The following is a 17,949-nucleotide window of genomic DNA, read 5'->3' as shown; positions in this document are numbered from 1 at the left end:
CTTTACGATTTTATTTGCCTTGCATCCATAAACGTGCGGCATAATGGGGGATCGCCTGAATATTGTGAAATTTGGCGATCTCCACTCCTTCAAATCGCTCGACATAGGCCTGGTTCACGTAACTATGTACCGTGCCTCGGCGCAGCGGTGTAATGGAGAGATGCAGCGGGTGATTCTCCAACTCGTGACGCACTTGTTTTAACCCGATTTCCCAAGGCTGACCGAAGTGGATATGATCCGTCAGCATCCGGTCACCGAGATAAGCGGCGGCTACATCCCCGTCGTACTCGATACGAAGCCAGACATCCGGCACAGATTCCGGCCAGTCAGCGGGGACATCCACCAGTACAGAGCGATCTGATGGCGAGTGGAGAGTCATCTCGGGCGAATAAGCGGCAAAATCAAGGGTATACGTTTGGAACACACAACCGTCAGGTTTTGCCGCAGCTTGCAGTACTCCCGCACTGCTCCGCAATTCCGCTGATGGGCTAGGTGCAGGAAAGAGGGATAAAGTCACTTCGTTTTGTCCCCGCGAAGTACAGATAAGCTGTCCATCCCTCATCACCAAGTGGCTTGGGCTAATAACCAGCGTATCGCGGCCCCACAGACCGTCGAACCGATACGTTTGCAATGCCTCAGCTCGGGTTAAGGTGACAAGGCGAACGGTCTTGCCTTCGGTCGTCTTCACACGGATCTGATACTGGCGGCCCGCCGCCGGGCGAAGAATCCAGTTCGCTTCGTCTTCTTCCACGACGCCATGGCACTCCTCCCCTCCTACTTCGGATACCGAAAATTTTCGGAGCACGATCTCAGGTTCCATTCCGTCATGGGCAAAAAACACCAACACCGTTTCGTCCCCTGCCTCTAACCGGGCTAAGAGCTGGGCGGTGGCGCTCACTATCATCAATCCGTCCAGCTCCAGGTTGAACGGCAGGATCGCGCCAAGCCCGCTCCGAAGGGAGAGTTCTCCGGTTTGAGGGAAGCATACCTTCCCCTTCGGCGTATCCAGTTCGATTCGCAGCCGGCGATCCGGCAGATCGACATGATCCTGGAAGTTGTTCAGGAACACAAAGCCGGAGCCGTCTTTTTGTCGGACGCACCAACGGATGCTCTGGGTATCTTCCGGTGCGATTTGCTCCTGACCTGCGGGCAGTACGGTCCCCATCGGAGCCAGAAGGTGACCAAAAGATTGCAAGAACAACGAGATCGCACGGATACGGTCATACGAATCACCAACCCGTCCAAACTCGCCTAAGGGCGATTGGTAATCGTAGGTGATTTTTGGTAAACCGGATTCGTTGAGGAACGTCTTGCGGCCGATAGGATTGGAACCACCGTGGTACATGTAATAGCCCAGGAGGTTACTGCCGCTGCCCAGCTTCACCAACGTCATCGCCTCGACGCTCTCCGCAGGTACGTAAGGCCGTGCCTTGTAGCTGACTTGCATGCCGCCGGCCATTTCGCAATAAGCTACCGGATACTCCTGGCTGTCGTAATTTACCGGCTCAGCAGGCGTAACGTGCAAATCCTGGAACAGGAACTCCCGGCTTGGCGGTTGGTTGGGAATCCACGGCGTATAAGCGTACCCCGCCAGCATGGGTAACGTGCCATCCTCTGGCACAGCGGCTCCGCCCCAAGCCGTTGCAGTGAAGAACAGCGGACGAATGCCTACCTCCTCGGCAATCCGGCGCAATTCGTCCAAGTGGGCGGAGCCCTCCGTACCGGCGGTCACGTATTGACCGGAGCTGTATCCCCAAGCATCCAACGGTGCGCCGGCATGCATATACTCGTTCTCCAGTTGCACAGCGATCACCGGACCGCCTTCTTGATAATAAGTGCCTTGGATTTGCCGAGCGATCTCCCGATACAAACGTCGGGCCAGTGACAAGTAGCGCTCATCATTAGAGCGAACCTCCAGCGGATAGCGGAACACCCAATCGGGGATGCCGCCGTTGCGGACTTCACCATGACAAAACGGGCCGATCCGCAAGATGAGCGGCAGCTCAAGCTTGGCGCAGAGATCGATGAAATGTCGCAGATTGCGGTTGCCGCTCCAATCGAAGACGCCCTCCTCTTCCTCGTGAAAATTCCAGAACACGTAAGTTGCAACCACATGAACGCCGCCGGCTTTCATTTTCAGCAGCTCTTCTTCCCAATGCAAGTATGAGAAACGGGAAAAATGAAACTCGCCCACAACTGGAATCACCGGTTCGCCGTTGCGAGTCATATAGAAGTTAGTAAATCCAAACGATTCTCCTTTCGGATTGCTTCCGGCATGCAGGGCGAGTTTGCCGGGGCGGATCGTTTTGTTGGCTTGGCCGATTTCAAGTCTTAGGATTGCAGCTGTGTGATTAGTCATAGTGAGAACAGCCTCCTGAAGGGTTTGAGATCCGATGGATCGTGTTGGTTCTGGATGTTGGAAAAGACATCGGTTATATTCATTTTAGATGTTTATTGCTGAATGAAGGAAGAGAGGATATGGCTAAAAAACCGACGGATTATGCTATCAACGAGGAGCGTCCCTATGGCATTTTAATTGCAGGGCATTATACGGAATCCGCAGGGTATTCCATTCACCGGCCTCCCGATCCTGTAGGTTGGCTGTTGATGTATACGCTGACCGGAGAAGGACGAGTGCAAGTTGCCGGTGAAGCGATGCCTTGCCGGCCTGGGGACGTTGTAATCCTGCTGCCCGGTTTGCCCCACCAATATGGTACGGCGGGAGATAAGTGGGAGTTTATTTGGGTTCATTTTATCCCTGCTCCCTCTTTTCTGCCGTGGTTGAGCCTTCCACAGCAAACCGAAGGGTTTGTCCGTTTACATGCGGATAGCCGTTCCGGCCAAAACGGATTTGCCGAAGCGCTCCAGCGAATGGAACGGTACAGCAGTTGGGGCGGGAACTCCGAACTCCATCATCGCTTGGCGGAGCTGGCGTTAGAGGAAGCGCTGTTGTTGCTCCGTACGGAGGTGGCCAAGGACAGCTACGAAGCCGCTTTGGATCCAAGAATCGCCGATGTCGTTGGGTATCTGCGGGAGTCGTATCGCGAACGGGTAAGCATCCCGGAGCTGGCCAAGCGCTGCTGCATGTCGCCTTCCCGGCTGTCGCACCTGTTTAAAGAGCAGGTAGGAGACACGATCATCGGCACCGTCAATAAAATCCGCTTGGAAAAGGCAGCTCAGCTGCTGACTTTTACGACGCGGCAAGTGGCCGAAATCGCCGGGGATGTCGGGTTTGACAGCCCGGACCATTTTACGCGAATGTTCTGTCAGGTTTATGGGGAGACCCCGTCCGCATATCGCAAGCGCAAGCGAGCGGGTTTGTAAACCGAAAAAGTGCCCGGTAAGCAACAAGGTGTCCCAAAATCACATTTGGAACCCCTTGTTTTTTTGACCTTCAGGCCATTAATATGTACCGCTGGGTCGCTGCGACACATCGCGTTCGAACGCTACAATCCAGTCGCCCTGGACTGCAGCATATCCGACATCACCTTCGGCGACAAGGCCGTACAGATTTTTGACATCCAAATATTCCTGACGGCTGCCGTTGTCAAACTCCAATGTAATGTAATAGTACGTCCGAGAAGAAGAGCGGTGTATCGCGTTATGTTGGCCCATGTGACTGGAGTGGTGCCTCACGTCCATCCGTTTCGAGATGATTCGCACATATCTCGTTTCCCGCGGAGAGCGGGCGTTCTTAACGTAACGGACCCCACTGGATATCATCAGCACGATGAAGAAAAAATTGTTTCAGTAATGCGAAAAAGCGGTTACCACGATTAATTGAGAGAGGTTAGAGAGAAAATGTAAGATCACTGTAAAAATTGTAATATTTCAGTAAATATATGGAATGTTATGACATTTAAATGTAGAATATGGGCGTGGCCACAATAATTTAAAAGGAGTAGATTTCGTATATGAGAAGTCTTTTAAAAAAATCGTTTGCTACACTAGGGTTGACGGCTTGTAGGCGCTATTTCTTCTGCAGCATCTGCGTCAATTAGTTGGGATTCTTGGGCAACTTGGACTGGAGTCGGGGCAATAGCTAGTGTAAATGCATACACTGCTCAACAAAATGAACCATATACTTACAAATTGACGGTTGAGGCTAGATTAAACAATGGTGATAGTAGCTATAATGTTTTAAATAATGCCCGTGCAACAGATAGAGTTGATCTGTACTTTACATCTACGGGTCCTGTAAGCAGTGGAGTATCCTACCATGAATGGATCACAGTCGATGGTGGAAGCCCAATTAGTAAAAGTATTCGGTTTCAGTAAGATAGATCTGATTATTTAATCCAGCCCAGAATGTGAAAAGAGCATATTCTGCTCTATTCACATTCTGGTTATTTTGGGAGGATGAAATGCGGCAAATCATCAAGGAAGTTGGGATCAATCGAAAATTGTTCGCGATGCTGATGGTTGGATTTCTTTTTACTCTATTGCCGATGCAAATCGCGCTATCCACCCAATCCAATTTTGATGATATCTATTATGACTCTATCAATGGTCATTTTCGATACTACTATACTTTAGAACTAACCAATTTAGAGTCACTAAAACTAGATCAATTGCAGAAAGCAGCAGACAACGCTTTTGTTAGTTCAAGTGTAATTACGAATGAGTTTCCAGTGAAAGACCCAGAGCATGGAAGGATTAGTATTACAGGGCTACTAAACTTGAAAATATGGTCTCCTCCATTACTTGATGGGACAGGGATCGCACCAGATGAGTCAAACGGAGTTATCGTTGGAAAGATCATATCCAGTCATGTGGGGAAAATCAATTTATTAGGCAAAGCGTACAACATCAAAGGAATCGCCGGAAGGGGCTTGAGCACTGCCTATAATTTAAGAGTATTTATGAATTTTGACAGTCTCCCTATTTCCATCATCGAGGACATCAAACGTGAGAACGCATTACAACTTATCGTCAGGTCCAATCAAAATCCAAAAAACGAAATCAGTTCATTTACCTCCGAAATTAGCCAACTAGCTAAGGATGTAAAAATAAACACCAATGATGATACCAAAGCAATTAAACAAGCAAAAAAATCAAGTGGTATGGTGAAGGAGATCTTAAGTTACCCTTACCAACTACTAACAATCGCTTTGGTCAACTGCATCATCGTGAGTTATTTATGGATTTACTTGAAAAGAAAAGAGATGGCTATTCGAAAAGCGATAGGAGCCAGCCATACCCGTTTAGTCATAAATATCATTCTTCAATTGATCCTGTGTGCGATGATTGCCACCATTGTTTCCAATACCATTCTGTGGTTAGCAGGCCATTTCAGTTCAGGCATTTTTGCTTCAACAGGTTATTTTATAAACACTCGTCCGGACCAAATTGGACTTGCCTGCATAGCAACTATTGCCATTGCCTTAATCACGTCGCTTGTTCCCATCCTGCACTTATTTCGTCTTGAACCTGCTAAGGCTTTAAAGGAGTAACCTAATATGATCAGAATAAAAGCTGCCGTTAGAGCGTTGCGAAATAGATGGTTCCTGACCTTGCTTTTGTTGATTCAATTTACCTATGGTTTATCCACGATCACAAGTTCAGGAAATATTTTTTATAACTTCTACTATCTACTCCATCACTCACTGTTAGAGTTGGAGAGCACTTATCTCGTTGTTCCTGGTAAAAATTTTGGGACGACCGAGGTTGAAAGATGGAAATACAATAAGGATCAAATCGCGGAACTGTATCGCCATCTTGATCAGAACCCGGATGTTCTCGCGTACGGTACTTACTATCAAAGTATTGTCCTGCTTAATGATACAAACCGTTCAATAGCTCCTCAGTTATTGGAAGGATTGACCAGGGACAATAGTGGGCTCCAAGCACCTTATATAGAATCCATTGTAATTGACAAGAACTACTATACTCTTTTGGGCTTGAAACTTCGTGAAGGACAAGGCTTGTTGCCGCAAGACTTCGAGAGAACAGGTCAACAACAAGTGAATGTACTCGTGGGGTCTTATTTCAAAAAGTATTATAAATTAGGAGATCTCATCAATGAGCAATACAGAATTAATGGTTTCTTGCCTGATAAGTATATCGTGAATAACAATACAACCAATACTTACTTGAATTTAGATAAGGCCATGTTAGTCCCAATGCCTAATGATCAATCTAGCAATTATGACTCCATGTATACGAGGCTATTCCTTGGGACGGTATTAAAGTTGCGGAAGGATGCAGATCTATATCAGTTGAGTCAGACCCTTCGGTTACCAGAGAGTAAAGTGGATATTCATCTTAAAAGTCTAGAAGAAGATGTTAGGGCAAATATAAGATCCAGTGTTCATGCCCAAATTCCTCAGCTCATATTAGCTGGTAGTTTTCTCTTATTCTCTGTAATCAGTATTGCACTTGCGACAATCATTTCTATTCTAAGTCGAAAACGAGAGTTCGGCATCAAGTTGGCCGTAGGTGAGAGTGTGAGAGGGATATGGGGGCAAATTATTCTTGAAAATTCCATCATCGCTCTTGTGGGCACGGGGTTATCTTTGTCTTATTTTGTTCTGAAGTTTCAGCGGTTGCTGCAACAATTTAGCGAATATGATATGGCCAGCGTATTGAGTTTTCGCTTCAATGCTCCAATTTTTTTGCTCATAATTATCATCTTACTTTTCATCATTGTAAGCTCGAGCTGTATCGTGTATCCATTTATTCGAAAACAAGAGATCAAATCATTGATTGGAGGGATGGAATAGTGGAGGTGATCAAACTACGTGAATTAAGTAAAGTTTACCGCCATAAATCGAATGAAACTTTTGCTTTGAGAGGCATTAACCTGACGATTAATCAAGGCGAATTGGTTGCCATCATGGGACCATCAGGTTCCGGTAAGAGCACCTTGCTAAATATTCTAGGGTTAATGGACTCCCCCTCCGAAGGAGAGTATTATCTAAATGGTCAATCTGTACACCAGATCAGAAAGCATAAGGTTCACATCACCAGAAATCAAATGATCGGTTTTGTTTTTCAGTATTTTGCCTTGCTGAAGGATTTCACGGTGTTGGATAATGTGATGTTACCACTCACCTACCGTAAGATAAGAAATAACGAGAGAGTGGCGAAGGCCAGATATTATCTGCAAAAAGTGGGGTTAGCGGAGCATTTCCATAAAAAGCCCGATGAAATATCCGGAGGGCAGCAGCAAAGGGTTGCCATCGCAAGAGCTTTGGCTGCAGAGCCTGCGTTGATATTAGCCGATGAACCTACGGGTAATTTAGATCGCAAAACCGGGGAAGAGATTATGGAGTTATTACAGGAAATCAACAGAGAAGGCAAAACAGTTATCATCGTCACTCATGACATGGAGATTGCCCAAAAATGCCATCGCATCATTGAAATTGTTGATGGTAACATTCATACAGATCAGCCTAATCTTGCTTCACCGATTGTGAACGCATACGAATTGTGATAAACTGGAATCACTATAAAAAGAACGGAGGGTTCCCCGTAATGTACAATAAATTCCGTTTCACTACTTTGTGCGTATAATTGAATACTGCCAAAGGCTCTGCACCTGTGCAGGGCGAACGGGATAGGTGTACTATGATAAAGGGAACCAATTGGAACTTTAGAATAGAATATGCCTGATTTGGCCGGGAACGCGAACGGGGATTGGTGTCCCCTGTTCGTAGGTTTTGGGCTGTTTGAGGGGCCGTTTGCGTAAACACAGGTGTAGTGCCTGTGTTTATTTTTGTTCTACAAAGGAGGAACTCGGGTATGAGCATGACGGAACAACAACTAGAGCAAAAAGCCATCTTGGTTGGCGTGAATTTAAATCATCAGTCGGATTTCGATTATTCAATGGAAGAACTAGCGAATTTGGCGGAGGCCTGCGACATTGAAGTGGTGGGCGTGCTTACGCAAAACCTGCCTAAGGTCACGCCGTCACATTATATCGGTACAGGGAAAATCGCTGAGGTACGGGCGCTCTTGGAGGCGCACGACGGCAATCTCGTGATTTTTAATGATGAGTTGTCCCCGTCGCAGCTGCGAAATCTGGAGTCCGATCTGGAGTGCAAGGTGATTGACCGGACGCTGCTGATTCTGGATATTTTTGCAGAACGGGCAAAAACTCGCGAAGCTCAGCTTCAAGTTGAGGTGGCCCGGCTGAAGTATATGCTGCCGCGGCTGATCGGGCTGCGGGAATCGCTGGGCCGCCAAAGCGGCGGAGTCGGCACCACGAACCGCGGTGCAGGGGAAACGAAGCTGGAGCTCGACCGCCGGCGAATTGAGGAGAAGATCACCGCGCTGAGCCGTGAACTGGAGACGCTGGTCGCCCATCGCCAAACTCAACGCAAACAGCGCAAGAAGAACGATGTGCCTGTCGTTTCGCTCGTTGGTTACACCAACGCCGGCAAATCGACGATCATGAACGCGCTGCTCGAGATGTATAACCCCGGGCTGGAGAAGCAGGTGCTGGAGAAGGATATGCTGTTCGCCACGCTGGAGACGTCCGTCCGCAATATCCCGCTGGAGGACAACAAGTCGTTCCTCTTGACGGATACGGTTGGTTTCGTGAGCAAGCTGCCGCATCACTTGGTCAAAGCGTTCCGATCCACCTTGGAAGAGGTCTCGGAAGCTGATTTGCTGATCCATGTCGTGGATTATTCCAACCCGGAGTTCGCGCGGATGATTGAGATCACGCACCAAACGTTGAAGGAAATTGGCATTACCGACATCCCGATGATTTATGCCTACAACAAGGCCGATCGGACGGATCAGGCATTCCCAAGTGTGCAGGGAGACATCATCTACCTGGCGGCTAAGCCGCGCATTGGGATTACTGAGCTGGTGGATGAAATCCGCCGGCGGATTTTCAAGGACTATGTGAAGTGTACGATGCTGATTCCTTATGATAAAGGCTCCATCGTTTCTTACTTAAATGAGCAAGCCAACGTGCTGGACACCAGCTATGAGGAAGAGGGAACGAAGCTCGTTCTGGAGTGCAAGCAAAGCGATTATGGAAGATATAAGGAGTATGTCCTCGAAGATGCGGAGTGACGGGAGTCAGGTTTGGACTGCTGGCTAGGGGATTGGAAAAATTTTTCGCTATTTGGTTGTCGGATGGGAAGGGAAGACGTATAATAGCCCTCAAAACACGTCTTTCTCACAAAGGAGAGCGATAAACATGTCCGATATGTTAGTGAAATTATACGATCTTCCCCCCTTTGAAACGGCTCAGCAGTACGAAGCCCGGACCGGAATCACCATCCGCCGCGCCATCGGCCCGGAGAAGCATGTTGTCGCAAAATGGGTAGGCGAGCACTTCAATGAACACTGGGTCAGCGAATGTGAAGTCGCTTTATCCCGTTCGCCAGTTTCTTGTATCATCGCTGTTGAAAACGGTAAGCTGCTAGGTTTCGCCTGCTATGATGCCACGATGAAAGGTTTCTTCGGACCTACCGGCGTTGATGAGAAGGAGCGGGGCCGGGGGATCGGCAAACAGCTGCTGCTGCATACGCTCGACCTGATGCGGATAGACGGTTACGGATATGCGGTGATCGGCGGTGCGGGTCCAAAGGACTTCTACGCCAAGGCAACCGGTGCGATCGTGATTGAGGGCTCGGAGCCCGGGATATATAAAGGGATGCTGCGATAATGGCAGCATCCCTTTTTTTTGAAATGTAACGGACTCCAATGACGTTATTTGTGCCAACAACACGTTTTGTCTTGAGCTAACGGACACAGATGACGTTATTTTGCTCTTTTTTGCTGTCATTCCCTTATGGGGGGCTTCATAACGGCGATTGAGTCCGTTACAGAGGGAAATATCCGGGAAATCAGCAAATAACGTCATTACGGTCCGTTAGGCGCAGACTGGCGGGCGAATGGGGGGCGCTCTATATTTGGCTCAGCGTATGCCCGCCCAGCATATGCACCGCCGGCCCTTATATCGCCGGCAGCGTCACTTTAAACGTTGCGCCTTGGCCCGGCTCGCTGTGGACCTCGATCGTGCCGCCATGCGCTTCAACGATCGCCTGCGAAATCGACAGGCCCAGCCCGGCACCGCCTTGCTTACGCGTGCGGGAGGCGTCGATGCGGTAAAACCGCTCGAACACATGCGGCAAATGCTCGGGGGCGATGCCGGGCCCGTTATCCCGCACTTCCAGCTCAGCCTGGCGGGAGTGGGCCGACAGGCGCACCGCGATGGTTCCCCGCTGCGGGTCGGTATGCTGAACGGCGTTGTGGAACAGGTTCAATACCACCTGTTTGATGTTGTCCTCGTCGCACATCGCAGTCAGCCCTGGCTGCAGGTCGAACTGGACGTCCCGGTCCCCGGCCAGCATCCGCAGATGCGGCTCCATCTCCGCAATCACTTGATCCAGGCGGACCTCGGTGCGCTGGACAACCGGCGTGCGGTCAAGCTTGGCGAGCGTGAGCAAATCCTCGACCAGCTTCTTCATCCGCTGTGACTCGCCCAGCATGCTGTTCAGCGCGGTATGCAGCTGCTCTGGCCGGTTGGCGGCTCCTCGCAGCAGCACCTCCAGGAAGCCGTGGATCGAAGTCAGCGGGGTCCGCAGCTCATGGGAAGCGTCGGCGACGAACCGGCGCATCTGTTCCTTCGCTTCACGCTCAGCCTCAAACGATTCCTCAAGCCGCTCCAGCATGCCATTAAAGGAAGCGCCCAGTCGATCAATTTCGGATTGCCCAGATGCGGCTGTGAACCGGTTGCTGAGATTCCCGGCATTGGTATCCTCTACGATCCGCACCATTTGATTCAGCGGCTTTAACGCCCGGCGCAAAATCGGAAGATGCAGCGCCAGTCCGCCGGCCAAGGCCAGAAGGGAAAGGCCGACAAACGTCATCAACTGACGCATCATGACTTCACGCAGCGGTGCGGTATAGGTGCCCATTTGCACGAGCCAGGAACGTTCGCCTTGTTCGCCGGGCAGCCCAACCAAACGAAAGACCACCAGCTGCTCCTTCCCGTCCTTATCTTCGAGGACGCGATAGCTTTCCGATCCCGGGTGTCCCGGCTGGCTCTCTGCAAACAATGTGTCGTATTCGGCATCGGACAGCTGAGGGGCAGAAGCGCCGGATTCGGCGTTCAAGTCGATAAAATGATGATCGCTGTTGATGATGGCGAGTGAGGCGTCGGGGAGAAACAACTGCGGAGGCCGATCATCCGATCCATCTCCGCCGAAGCCTCCGCTGCCAGGTGCGCCCCCGTTCATTCCAGCCTCCGCGCCATCCCCCATCGGCTTCGGGGGGCTCCAGTGCTCAATCGGCAGGCCCGCCTTCATAAAGATATCCCGAAGCGGGCCGCGCATTTGGGCAGCCATGGTTTCGGCCTGGTTTTTATATAGGAAGTCTTTCATAATGACGTACTGAAATCCGCCAATCAATATTAAAAGAGCGGCGAGCAGAAAAAGAGATCTAGAGAGCAGCTGAAAGCGCAGCGAGCTCGGGAAGATCAGACTGCGGAGTCCGCGGCCCCCTCGTTTCCCGGCAGCGGTCAACCCGCTAATCCATGTCCGGCTTCTGCCGGCAAGGCGCTTCATGGCAGATCTACGCGGTATCCCGCACCGCGCAGCGTTCGGATTAACCGGTGCTCCCGGTCGTTTAATTTTTCGCGCAGGGACCGGATATAGACCTCCACGATATTTTCCTCGCCCCCGAAGTCATACCCCCAAACTCGATCCAAGATCGTCGTTTTGCTTAAGACGATTCCGTGGTTCAGAATCAAATATTTCAGCAGCTCATATTCGGTAGGGGACAATTCCAATACCTGATCGAAATAGGTGATTTCCTTGCGGCGGTCGTCCAGTCGGAAGGGACCTATCACCACTTCCCCGAACAGGGCCGGAAACTGATTGCGCAGCCGCGCCCCAATCCTAGCGAGCAGCTCCTCGAAGCTGAACGGCTTCACGACGTAATCGTCGGCGCCAATCGTCAGCCCCTTCACTCGGTCATCGACTTCGTCCTTGGCTGTCAGCATAATGATGGATACATTCTCCCCGTTCTTTCGCAGCAACCGGCATACTTCAAAGCCATCCATTCCCGGCATCATCACATCCAGTACGATGACATGCGGCTGAAATTCGGCGGCGATGGCGACAGCGGTCATCCCGTCTCCGGCGGTGCGGACCTCGAATCCTTCATTTTGCAGCCCCAATTCAAGGAACTGGACGATATGCGGTTCATCATCCACCAGCAAGATTTTTGCCCCTTTAATTTGTTTCATAGAAAAATATCCCCCTTGCACCGATCCATGCGTGTCCATTCGGATGACTCTATTATGCACGATGTTGCTGAACATTTGCTGAATGCCGATTGAAGGCGGACTGAAGCCCTTGTGGATAACGAAGCCGCTTGGACGAGAGTCTTGCTTGCCGCTCCGCTAATAGGCTATACTTTTGACATGAAGTCATGTTAAAGGGGAGTAATGAGATGGAAAAAGTATTGATTTTCGGTCATAAAAATCCCGACACGGACACGATTTGTTCGGCAATCGCTTACGCCGACCTGAAGTCCAAGCTGGGCTGGAACGTTGAGCCTGTACGCCTGGGCGAAGTCAACGGGGAGACGGCGTTCGCCTTGGAACGCTTTGGCTTCGAAGCGCCGCGTCTGGTGGAGACCGTGGCTAACGAAGTGAAAGAAGTGATTCTGGTCGACCATAACGAACGTCAACAAAGCGCTTCCGATATTGAGCAGGTGCGTGTAGTGGAAGTTATCGACCATCACCGGATTGCCAACTTCGAGACGAGCGGACCGCTGTACTACCGGGCTGAACCGGTTGGCTGCACCGCGACGATTCTGAATAAAATGTATAAAGAGAACGGCATTGCCGTCCCAGCTAACATCGCCGGCTTGATGCTGTCCGCGATCATTTCCGACTCGCTGCTCTTCAAATCGCCAACCTGCACCGAGCAAGACGTAGCTGCGGCACGGGAACTGGCGGAAATCGCCGGTGTGAACGCGGAGGAATACGGATTGGACATGCTGAAAGCAGGGGCCGACCTTAGCGATAAGACGGTTGAACAGCTCATTTCCTTGGATGCCAAAGAATTCGACATGGGCGGAGCGAAAGTGGAAATCGCACAAGTGAACGCGGTGGACGTCAACGACGTCTTGTCCCGTCAAGCCGAAATCGAGGCCGCTCTGAACGGAATCATCGCTAACAAAGGCCTGGATCTGTTCCTGTTTGTCGTAACCGACATCCTGAACAACGACTCCGTGGGCTTGGCGCTGGGGAAAGCAGCTGATGCCGTTGAGCAAGCCTATAACGTGAAGCTTGTTGACAATAAAGCGGTACTGAAGGGCGTTGTATCCCGCAAATCGCAAATCGTGCCGGTCTTGACGGATATCTTCAATAAACGTTAATTCGCACGATCCTGATCGAACGTGTGGGCTTGTCCACCCCGTCAGGACATTAAGATAGAACGCCAAAAAGGCTGCTTGCCGGACTAGAAATCCGGGCAAGTAGCCTTTCTATCGTTTAGAGGAGGTGAAACCGCTCCAATTGATCCCAGAGCCCTTGTTCTTGCAACACTTCCCGTTGCTTCGGCCCGATCAGGTCGAAATGAGGGAACGGCGAGCGTTGATGAATGTAACGGGCGGGAAGACCATGGGCCTCACACCAAGCTCGGAGCCGGTCCAGGTCGGAGCAGCCCACTTTGGTGACGGTCTTGGCATCCGGAAACCGCGGATCGAGCCAATAGTGGGTCAGAAAAGCAATTTCTCCCCTGTCGACCTTGCGCTTCCATGCCTCCAATTCCTCTCGTGACACGCCAAAAGCCACAGCTTCCCACCTCCTTCAAATTTAGTTATGAATCCCTCTCCACAAAAAGCTAACGATCGCTTCGGCCGCCTGCTCCGCTGAAGGAAAGAGCTTATTCTTATCGGCGTATTGACGTTCTCCTACCCGCAGCATCGAAACGTACAGATGGGCGGCCAGGTTTGGGTCATCGCAGACAATCTCCCTTTGCTTGGCGGCTTGGGCGAACCCTTCGCGCAGCGTTTCGTACAGATCATTTTCATGGCGAATCAAAGTTTCCTGCTGATCACCGGACAAATGCTGCTGGATGCTGCGGAACATCTCATCCATGTGAACTCGAGGAATCCTTAAATAGTTAATAGTAATCTTCAGCAGTCTTTCCCGAAATGTCCCGGGCTCCTGAAGCAGCTGCCGAATGCGTCCATTTACCCGGGCGAGTGTGGTCGCAACCGAGGCCACAAACAAATCCTGTTTGGTTGGATAATAGTAATAAACGGTAGCTTTGGTGATCCCGCAATGCTCGGCAACCTGGTTCATAGATACGGATTTATAACCGTTCTCCATAAATAGCAGCGATGCAGTACGCAGGATCTGCTCGGACGTCGCCAGGGCGTCGGGCTGCTGGACGGGCCGTCCCAAGGCTTTTTTATGTGGCGGGGTCAACCGTGATCACCTCAAGCAACTTGTACTGAGCCCATATTATATCATATTTTTCGTTTGATAATTAACCTTCCGGTATATATAATTAATGATCAGAGTGATATAAATCACCGGAGAACCAAAAAAAGTAAGCAATCAAGAAAAGGGAGATGGAGACTTCAATGGATAAAATATTTGGCTGGCTGTCCCGACTGGTGGCTGGCCGACGCACCAAGTGGATTACGCTGGCGGTCTGGATTTTGCTGGCTGGCGGATTAAGTGCCCTATGGCCCAGCGTTAACTCGATGGAGCGGAATAATGCGGCCAACCTGGACGATTCCCAGCCTTCGGTGATTGCCGAGCAGCTGGCGGAGCGGGAGTTCCCATCGGACAGCGGCATTCCGGCCTTAACGGTCTGGACGCGGGAGGGCGGTCTGACGGATGAGGATTATACCGGCTTGCAGGAGCTAACCTCGTATTTCACGGAACATCCGGTCGAAGGGCTTGAACTGGTGCTGCCGCTGAACCAAATGCCGCTTCCGGCACTGAAGCAGCAAGCATCAGAAGACGGCACGACTTGGGTGTTGCCGTTCTTTTTTGCGAAAGGGACAGAAATCGATGTAATGAAAGACGGTATGGAAGAAATCCGCAATCAAGCGGAGACGATCTTTGGCAGCAATCCGTTTGAGGCCAAGCTAGGGGAGAACGGACTGGCGGCGAGAGTCTCTGGACCGGCCGGCATTTCGATTGATGCGTCCGGGCTGTTCTCCAGCGCCGACGTTTCGCTGATGATCGCCACTGTTTTAATTGTACTGATTCTGCTATTGCTGATTTACCGTTCGCCGATCTTGGCCTTTATTCCGCTGATTGCCGTTGGTTTTGCATATGGTGTGGCCGGGCCGATTCTGGGGAAAATGGCCGAGCAAGGCTGGATCACCGTCGATTCGCAGGCGATTTCGATTATGACCGTGTTGCTGTTCGGGGCGGGCACCGATTATTGCTTGTTCCTCATTTCTCATTTCCGCCATCTGTTGACGGAAGAGAAGGATAAATCGAAAGCGCTGGTCGCTGCGGTGAAAGGCTCGTCCGGCGCCATCGCGATGAGCGGGTTTACTGTTGTGATCGCGCTGCTCGTGCTGCTGCTGGCGAAATACGGCTCCGTGCAACGCTTTGGCGTGCCGTTTAGCTTGTCGATCCTAATTATGGGGATCGCCAGCTTGACGTTGGTACCGGCATTGCTGGCAATCTTAGGCCGTGCGTCGTTCTTCCCGTTTATTCCGCGCACGCCGGAAATGCAGGCCGAACGGGCTCAACGCCGGGGCAAACCGGTACGTCAGCCGAAACCTAGAACATCTGCGGGGTGGATTGGCCGGACGGTGACCAAGCGGCCGTGGACGATTTTTATCGTGGCGCTGATCTTCCTTGGCGTCTTGGCAACACAAGCTACCCGTATCGAGTACACTGTTGACCTGTTGTCCTCGTTCCCGGAGGATACGCCATCTCGGGAAGGCTTTGCGGTGATTGCCGATAAATTTACGCCGGGGGAACTGGCTCCGGTGAAACTGATGGTGGATACGGAAGGCAAAGACATCGATCTGCATACCGCCTTCAGCAGCTTGCCTTATATCAGCCAGGTGTCCGAGCCGGAGAGCGGCAAAACGAACTCCAACATTCGGGCGGTCGAGCTGGAGTTCAATCTGAATCCATACTCAAATGAAGCGATGCAGCATCTTCCGGAGCTGCGGGAAGCTGCGGAAAGCCTGCTGGCTGACCAAGGCATCAGCCATCCGCAGGATAAGGTCTGGATCAGCGGGCAAACGGCTACGCAATACGATACCGAGCATGTAAACGCACGCGACACCGAGGTCATAATACCGATCGTCATCGGGTTGATTGCCCTGTTGCTGCTCGTTTATCTCCGATCCATCGTTGCGATGGTGTACTTGATTCTTACAGTTGTGCTGTCCTATTTCGCGGCATTGGGCATCGGATGGGTTGTGATTCACGACCTGATGGGCAGTGCTGCAATTCAAGGGTTAATCCCGTTGTATGCCTTCGTCTTCCTGGTGGCGCTCGGGGAGGACTATAACATCTTCCTTATCTCAAGCATTTGGAAAAAGCGTAAGGTCATGCCGCTGAAGGATGCGATCCGCGAAGGCGTCAACGAAACCGGGGGCGTCATTACCTCGGCAGGCTTGATCTTGGCTGGGACATTTGCTGTGCTGGCTACGCTGCCGATTCAAGCGCTGGTGCAGTTTGGTATCATTGCCGCGGTTGGGGTGCTGCTCGATACGTTTATCGTTCGTCCGTTCCTCGTGCCGGCGATCACCATGCTGCTTGGCCAAGCGGCCTTCTGGCCGTCCAAGCAGGGCCAGCTTGAACCCGAGCCGGTGAAAGGCGCAGGCCAATAAGCTTATCGAAAATATCACCTCTAAAGCACTTGGAGTTCCGCCGGGACAGGCGGGGCTTCGGGTGCTATTTTTTTGCAGGGAGCAGCTTACATATTTCCCGCTTGGCAGCCGCAGAATACGTGGATGCAGAGCTGTTGAATTCCATTGAAACGAGGGAGACAAGAACAATGGCCAAGGCGCAAAATGGAGAGGCAAAAAAAGGCGACTTAAGCTGGTGGCAGCTCTCCTTGCTGGGGGTGGCCTCAACTATCGGCACCGGATATTTTCTTGGATCAGGGATCGGGATTCGCATGGCGGGACCCTCGATTCTGATCGCGTTCGTGTTGGCTGCCGCCGGAACCTATACGGTATTTGAAGTCTTAGCCCGTATGACAGCGAACCAGCCGGAGCAGGGTTCCTTCCGTTCCTATGCGAAGCGGGCCTTCGGGCGCTGGGCGGGCTTCGGCAGCGGCTGGGTGTATTGGAGCTCGGAGCTGCTGATCATGGGCAGCCAACTGACGGCATTATCGCTTTTCTCGCGTTTCTGGTTCCCTGGCGTGCCGATGTGGATGTTTGCGATTGGATATGCGGTCTTAGGGCTGGGCGTGATCTTGCTTGGCAATAAAGTGTTTGATTCGATGGAAAACGTGCTGTCGGTGATCAAAATCGCTGCCATCCTCATGTTCCTGGGGGTTGCCGCTGCTGCGTTGATGGGCTGGATTCACGGAAGCGGCGGGAGAGCGCCGGAATTTTCGCATACGGTCAAGACCTTCTTTCCCGCGGGAGGGATGGGTTTGTGGTCGGGATTTATTTTTGCGTTTTACGCCTTTGGCGGGATCGAAGTGATGGGCATGATGGCGATTCGGTTGCGGGATCCGAAGGAAGCTCCGAAATCCGGGACGATTATGCTGCTGTTGCTCTCAGTGGTGTACTTGCTGTCGATTGGACTTGCCGTCACTTTGATGGCCTGGAACGCCATTGACCCGAAGCGCAGTCCGTTTGTTACGGCCCTTGCCCAATATCCGCTGCCCTTTATTCCGCATGTATTTAACGGTGTGCTGATCGTAGCCGGCTTTTCTACGATGGTCGCGTCCCTTTATGCGGTGACGACGATGCTGGTTACGCTCGCGAAGGACAAGGATGCCCCGCCGTTGTTCGCGCGGAAAGGCTGGCGGG

Annotated in this window: 15 protein-coding genes; 9 read left to right on the top strand and 6 right to left on the bottom strand. The window is 51.4% G+C overall.

Annotated features, from left to right (window positions below; all coding sequences use genetic code 11):
* Nucleotides 1-10: 10 nt before the first annotated feature.
* Nucleotides 11-2,359, bottom strand: a complete 2,349-nt coding sequence (locus PBA01S_RS09800; protein ID WP_127575885.1) for a beta-galactosidase — start codon at nucleotides 2,357-2,359, stop codon at nucleotides 11-13.
* Nucleotides 2,360-2,478: 119 nt separating this feature from the next.
* Here PBA01S_RS09800 and PBA01S_RS09795 point away from each other — a divergent pair, with 119 nt between their 5' ends.
* Nucleotides 2,479-3,324, top strand: a complete 846-nt coding sequence (locus PBA01S_RS09795) for a helix-turn-helix domain-containing protein (protein ID WP_127575884.1) — start codon at nucleotides 2,479-2,481, stop codon at nucleotides 3,322-3,324.
* Nucleotides 3,325-3,402: 78 nt separating this feature from the next.
* Here the strand turns inward: PBA01S_RS09795 and PBA01S_RS09790 are convergent, their stop codons facing one another.
* Complete coding sequence (locus PBA01S_RS09790; protein ID WP_051416959.1) at nucleotides 3,403-3,723, bottom strand: DUF2500 domain-containing protein; 321 nt, start codon at nucleotides 3,721-3,723, stop codon at nucleotides 3,403-3,405.
* Between the two features lie 641 nt (nucleotides 3,724-4,364).
* Between PBA01S_RS09790 and PBA01S_RS09780 the strand changes: the two genes are divergently transcribed.
* The 5 genes from PBA01S_RS09780 to PBA01S_RS09760 all read left to right on the top strand — a co-directional run bounded on the left by PBA01S_RS09780 (nucleotide 4,365) and on the right by PBA01S_RS09760 (nucleotide 9,625).
* On the top strand, nucleotides 4,365-5,453 hold the full coding sequence (locus PBA01S_RS09780) for an ABC transporter permease (protein WP_016310791.1): 1,089 nt from the start codon (nucleotides 4,365-4,367) through the stop codon (nucleotides 5,451-5,453).
* A 6-nt stretch (nucleotides 5,454-5,459) separates the two neighbouring features.
* Nucleotides 5,460-6,722 carry an ABC transporter permease gene (locus PBA01S_RS09775; protein WP_016310792.1) on the top strand — a complete coding sequence of 421 codons (1,263 nt, stop codon included), beginning with the start codon at nucleotides 5,460-5,462 and terminating at the stop codon, nucleotides 6,720-6,722.
* Nucleotides 6,722-7,435, top strand: coding sequence for an ABC transporter ATP-binding protein (locus PBA01S_RS09770; RefSeq protein WP_016310793.1), 714 nt, complete (start codon nucleotides 6,722-6,724; stop codon nucleotides 7,433-7,435). Before PBA01S_RS09775 ends, PBA01S_RS09770 begins: the two co-directional genes overlap by 1 nt.
* 308 nt (nucleotides 7,436-7,743) lie before the next feature.
* Entirely contained in the window at nucleotides 7,744-9,027 is a 1,284-nt protein-coding gene (gene hflX / locus PBA01S_RS09765) for a GTPase HflX (protein WP_371859521.1), read from the top strand.
* A gap of 127 nt (nucleotides 9,028-9,154) precedes the next feature.
* Nucleotides 9,155-9,625 carry a GNAT family N-acetyltransferase gene (locus PBA01S_RS09760; RefSeq protein ID WP_085279870.1) on the top strand — a complete coding sequence of 157 codons (471 nt, stop codon included), beginning with the start codon at nucleotides 9,155-9,157 and terminating at the stop codon, nucleotides 9,623-9,625.
* A gap of 289 nt (nucleotides 9,626-9,914) precedes the next feature.
* On the opposite strand, the gene PBA01S_RS09755 is transcribed toward PBA01S_RS09760, so the two are convergent.
* Together PBA01S_RS09755 and PBA01S_RS09750 are read right to left on the bottom strand one after the other, a co-directional pair.
* Nucleotides 9,915-11,528 (bottom strand): sensor histidine kinase, encoded by a 1,614-nt coding sequence (locus PBA01S_RS09755; protein WP_255315326.1) that lies wholly within the window; start codon nucleotides 11,526-11,528, stop codon nucleotides 9,915-9,917.
* The gene (locus tag PBA01S_RS09750) at nucleotides 11,525-12,211 is read right to left on the bottom strand and encodes a response regulator transcription factor (RefSeq protein WP_028538970.1); all 687 of its coding nucleotides are present in this window, start codon (nucleotides 12,209-12,211) and stop codon (nucleotides 11,525-11,527) included. Before PBA01S_RS09750 ends, PBA01S_RS09755 begins: the two co-directional genes overlap by 4 nt.
* Before the next feature lie 206 nt (nucleotides 12,212-12,417).
* Here PBA01S_RS09750 and PBA01S_RS09745 point away from each other — a divergent pair, with 206 nt between their 5' ends.
* Nucleotides 12,418-13,350 (top strand): manganese-dependent inorganic pyrophosphatase, encoded by a 933-nt coding sequence (locus tag PBA01S_RS09745; protein ID WP_028538971.1) that lies wholly within the window; start codon nucleotides 12,418-12,420, stop codon nucleotides 13,348-13,350.
* A 115-nt stretch (nucleotides 13,351-13,465) separates the two neighbouring features.
* Here PBA01S_RS09745 and PBA01S_RS09740 read toward each other — a convergent pair whose 3' ends face one another.
* On the bottom strand, nucleotides 13,466-13,768 hold the full coding sequence (locus tag PBA01S_RS09740; protein ID WP_028538972.1) for a hypothetical protein: 303 nt from the start codon (nucleotides 13,766-13,768) through the stop codon (nucleotides 13,466-13,468).
* A 21-nt stretch (nucleotides 13,769-13,789) separates the two neighbouring features.
* Nucleotides 13,790-14,407 (bottom strand): TetR/AcrR family transcriptional regulator, encoded by a 618-nt coding sequence (locus tag PBA01S_RS09735; protein ID WP_127575883.1) that lies wholly within the window; start codon nucleotides 14,405-14,407, stop codon nucleotides 13,790-13,792.
* A gap of 158 nt (nucleotides 14,408-14,565) precedes the next feature.
* Here PBA01S_RS09735 and PBA01S_RS09730 point away from each other — a divergent pair, with 158 nt between their 5' ends.
* Both PBA01S_RS09730 and PBA01S_RS09725 read left to right on the top strand, forming a co-directional pair.
* Nucleotides 14,566-16,794 carry an MMPL family transporter gene (locus tag PBA01S_RS09730; RefSeq protein WP_127575882.1) on the top strand — a complete coding sequence of 743 codons (2,229 nt, stop codon included), beginning with the start codon at nucleotides 14,566-14,568 and terminating at the stop codon, nucleotides 16,792-16,794.
* A gap of 167 nt (nucleotides 16,795-16,961) precedes the next feature.
* Nucleotides 16,962-17,949, top strand: a 988-nt coding sequence (locus tag PBA01S_RS09725; protein WP_164744136.1) for an amino acid permease, incomplete at its 3' end; no start/stop codon positions are given.

Source organism: Paenibacillus barengoltzii NBRC 101215 (genome assembly GCF_004000745.1).
Classification (GTDB): domain Bacteria; phylum Bacillota; class Bacilli; order Paenibacillales; family Paenibacillaceae; genus Fontibacillus; species Fontibacillus barengoltzii.
Note: the sequence above shows the minus strand (reverse complement) of the source record. Positions and strands in the feature narration are given on the sequence as shown.

What these genes read in the sequence shown, in the direction of transcription:
- PBA01S_RS09800 (WP_127575885.1), bottom strand. Translation starts at nt 2,359, where the DNA reads ATGACTAATCACACAGCTGCAATCCTAAGACTTGAAATCGGCCAAGCC.
- PBA01S_RS09795 (WP_127575884.1), top strand. Translation starts at nt 2,479, where the DNA reads ATGGCTAAAAAACCGACGGATTATGCTATCAACGAGGAGCGTCCCTAT.
- PBA01S_RS09790 (WP_051416959.1), bottom strand. Translation starts at nt 3,723, where the DNA reads ATGATATCCAGTGGGGTCCGTTACGTTAAGAACGCCCGCTCTCCGCGG.
- PBA01S_RS09780 (WP_016310791.1), top strand. Translation starts at nt 4,365, where the DNA reads ATGCGGCAAATCATCAAGGAAGTTGGGATCAATCGAAAATTGTTCGCG.
- PBA01S_RS09775 (WP_016310792.1), top strand. Translation starts at nt 5,460, where the DNA reads ATGATCAGAATAAAAGCTGCCGTTAGAGCGTTGCGAAATAGATGGTTC.
- hflX (WP_371859521.1), top strand. Translation starts at nt 7,744, where the DNA reads ATGAGCATGACGGAACAACAACTAGAGCAAAAAGCCATCTTGGTTGGC.
- PBA01S_RS09760 (WP_085279870.1), top strand. Translation starts at nt 9,155, where the DNA reads ATGTCCGATATGTTAGTGAAATTATACGATCTTCCCCCCTTTGAAACG.
- PBA01S_RS09755 (WP_255315326.1), bottom strand. Translation starts at nt 11,528, where the DNA reads ATGAAGCGCCTTGCCGGCAGAAGCCGGACATGGATTAGCGGGTTGACC.
- PBA01S_RS09750 (WP_028538970.1), bottom strand. Translation starts at nt 12,211, where the DNA reads ATGAAACAAATTAAAGGGGCAAAAATCTTGCTGGTGGATGATGAACCG.
- PBA01S_RS09745 (WP_028538971.1), top strand. Translation starts at nt 12,418, where the DNA reads ATGGAAAAAGTATTGATTTTCGGTCATAAAAATCCCGACACGGACACG.
- PBA01S_RS09730 (WP_127575882.1), top strand. Translation starts at nt 14,566, where the DNA reads ATGGATAAAATATTTGGCTGGCTGTCCCGACTGGTGGCTGGCCGACGC.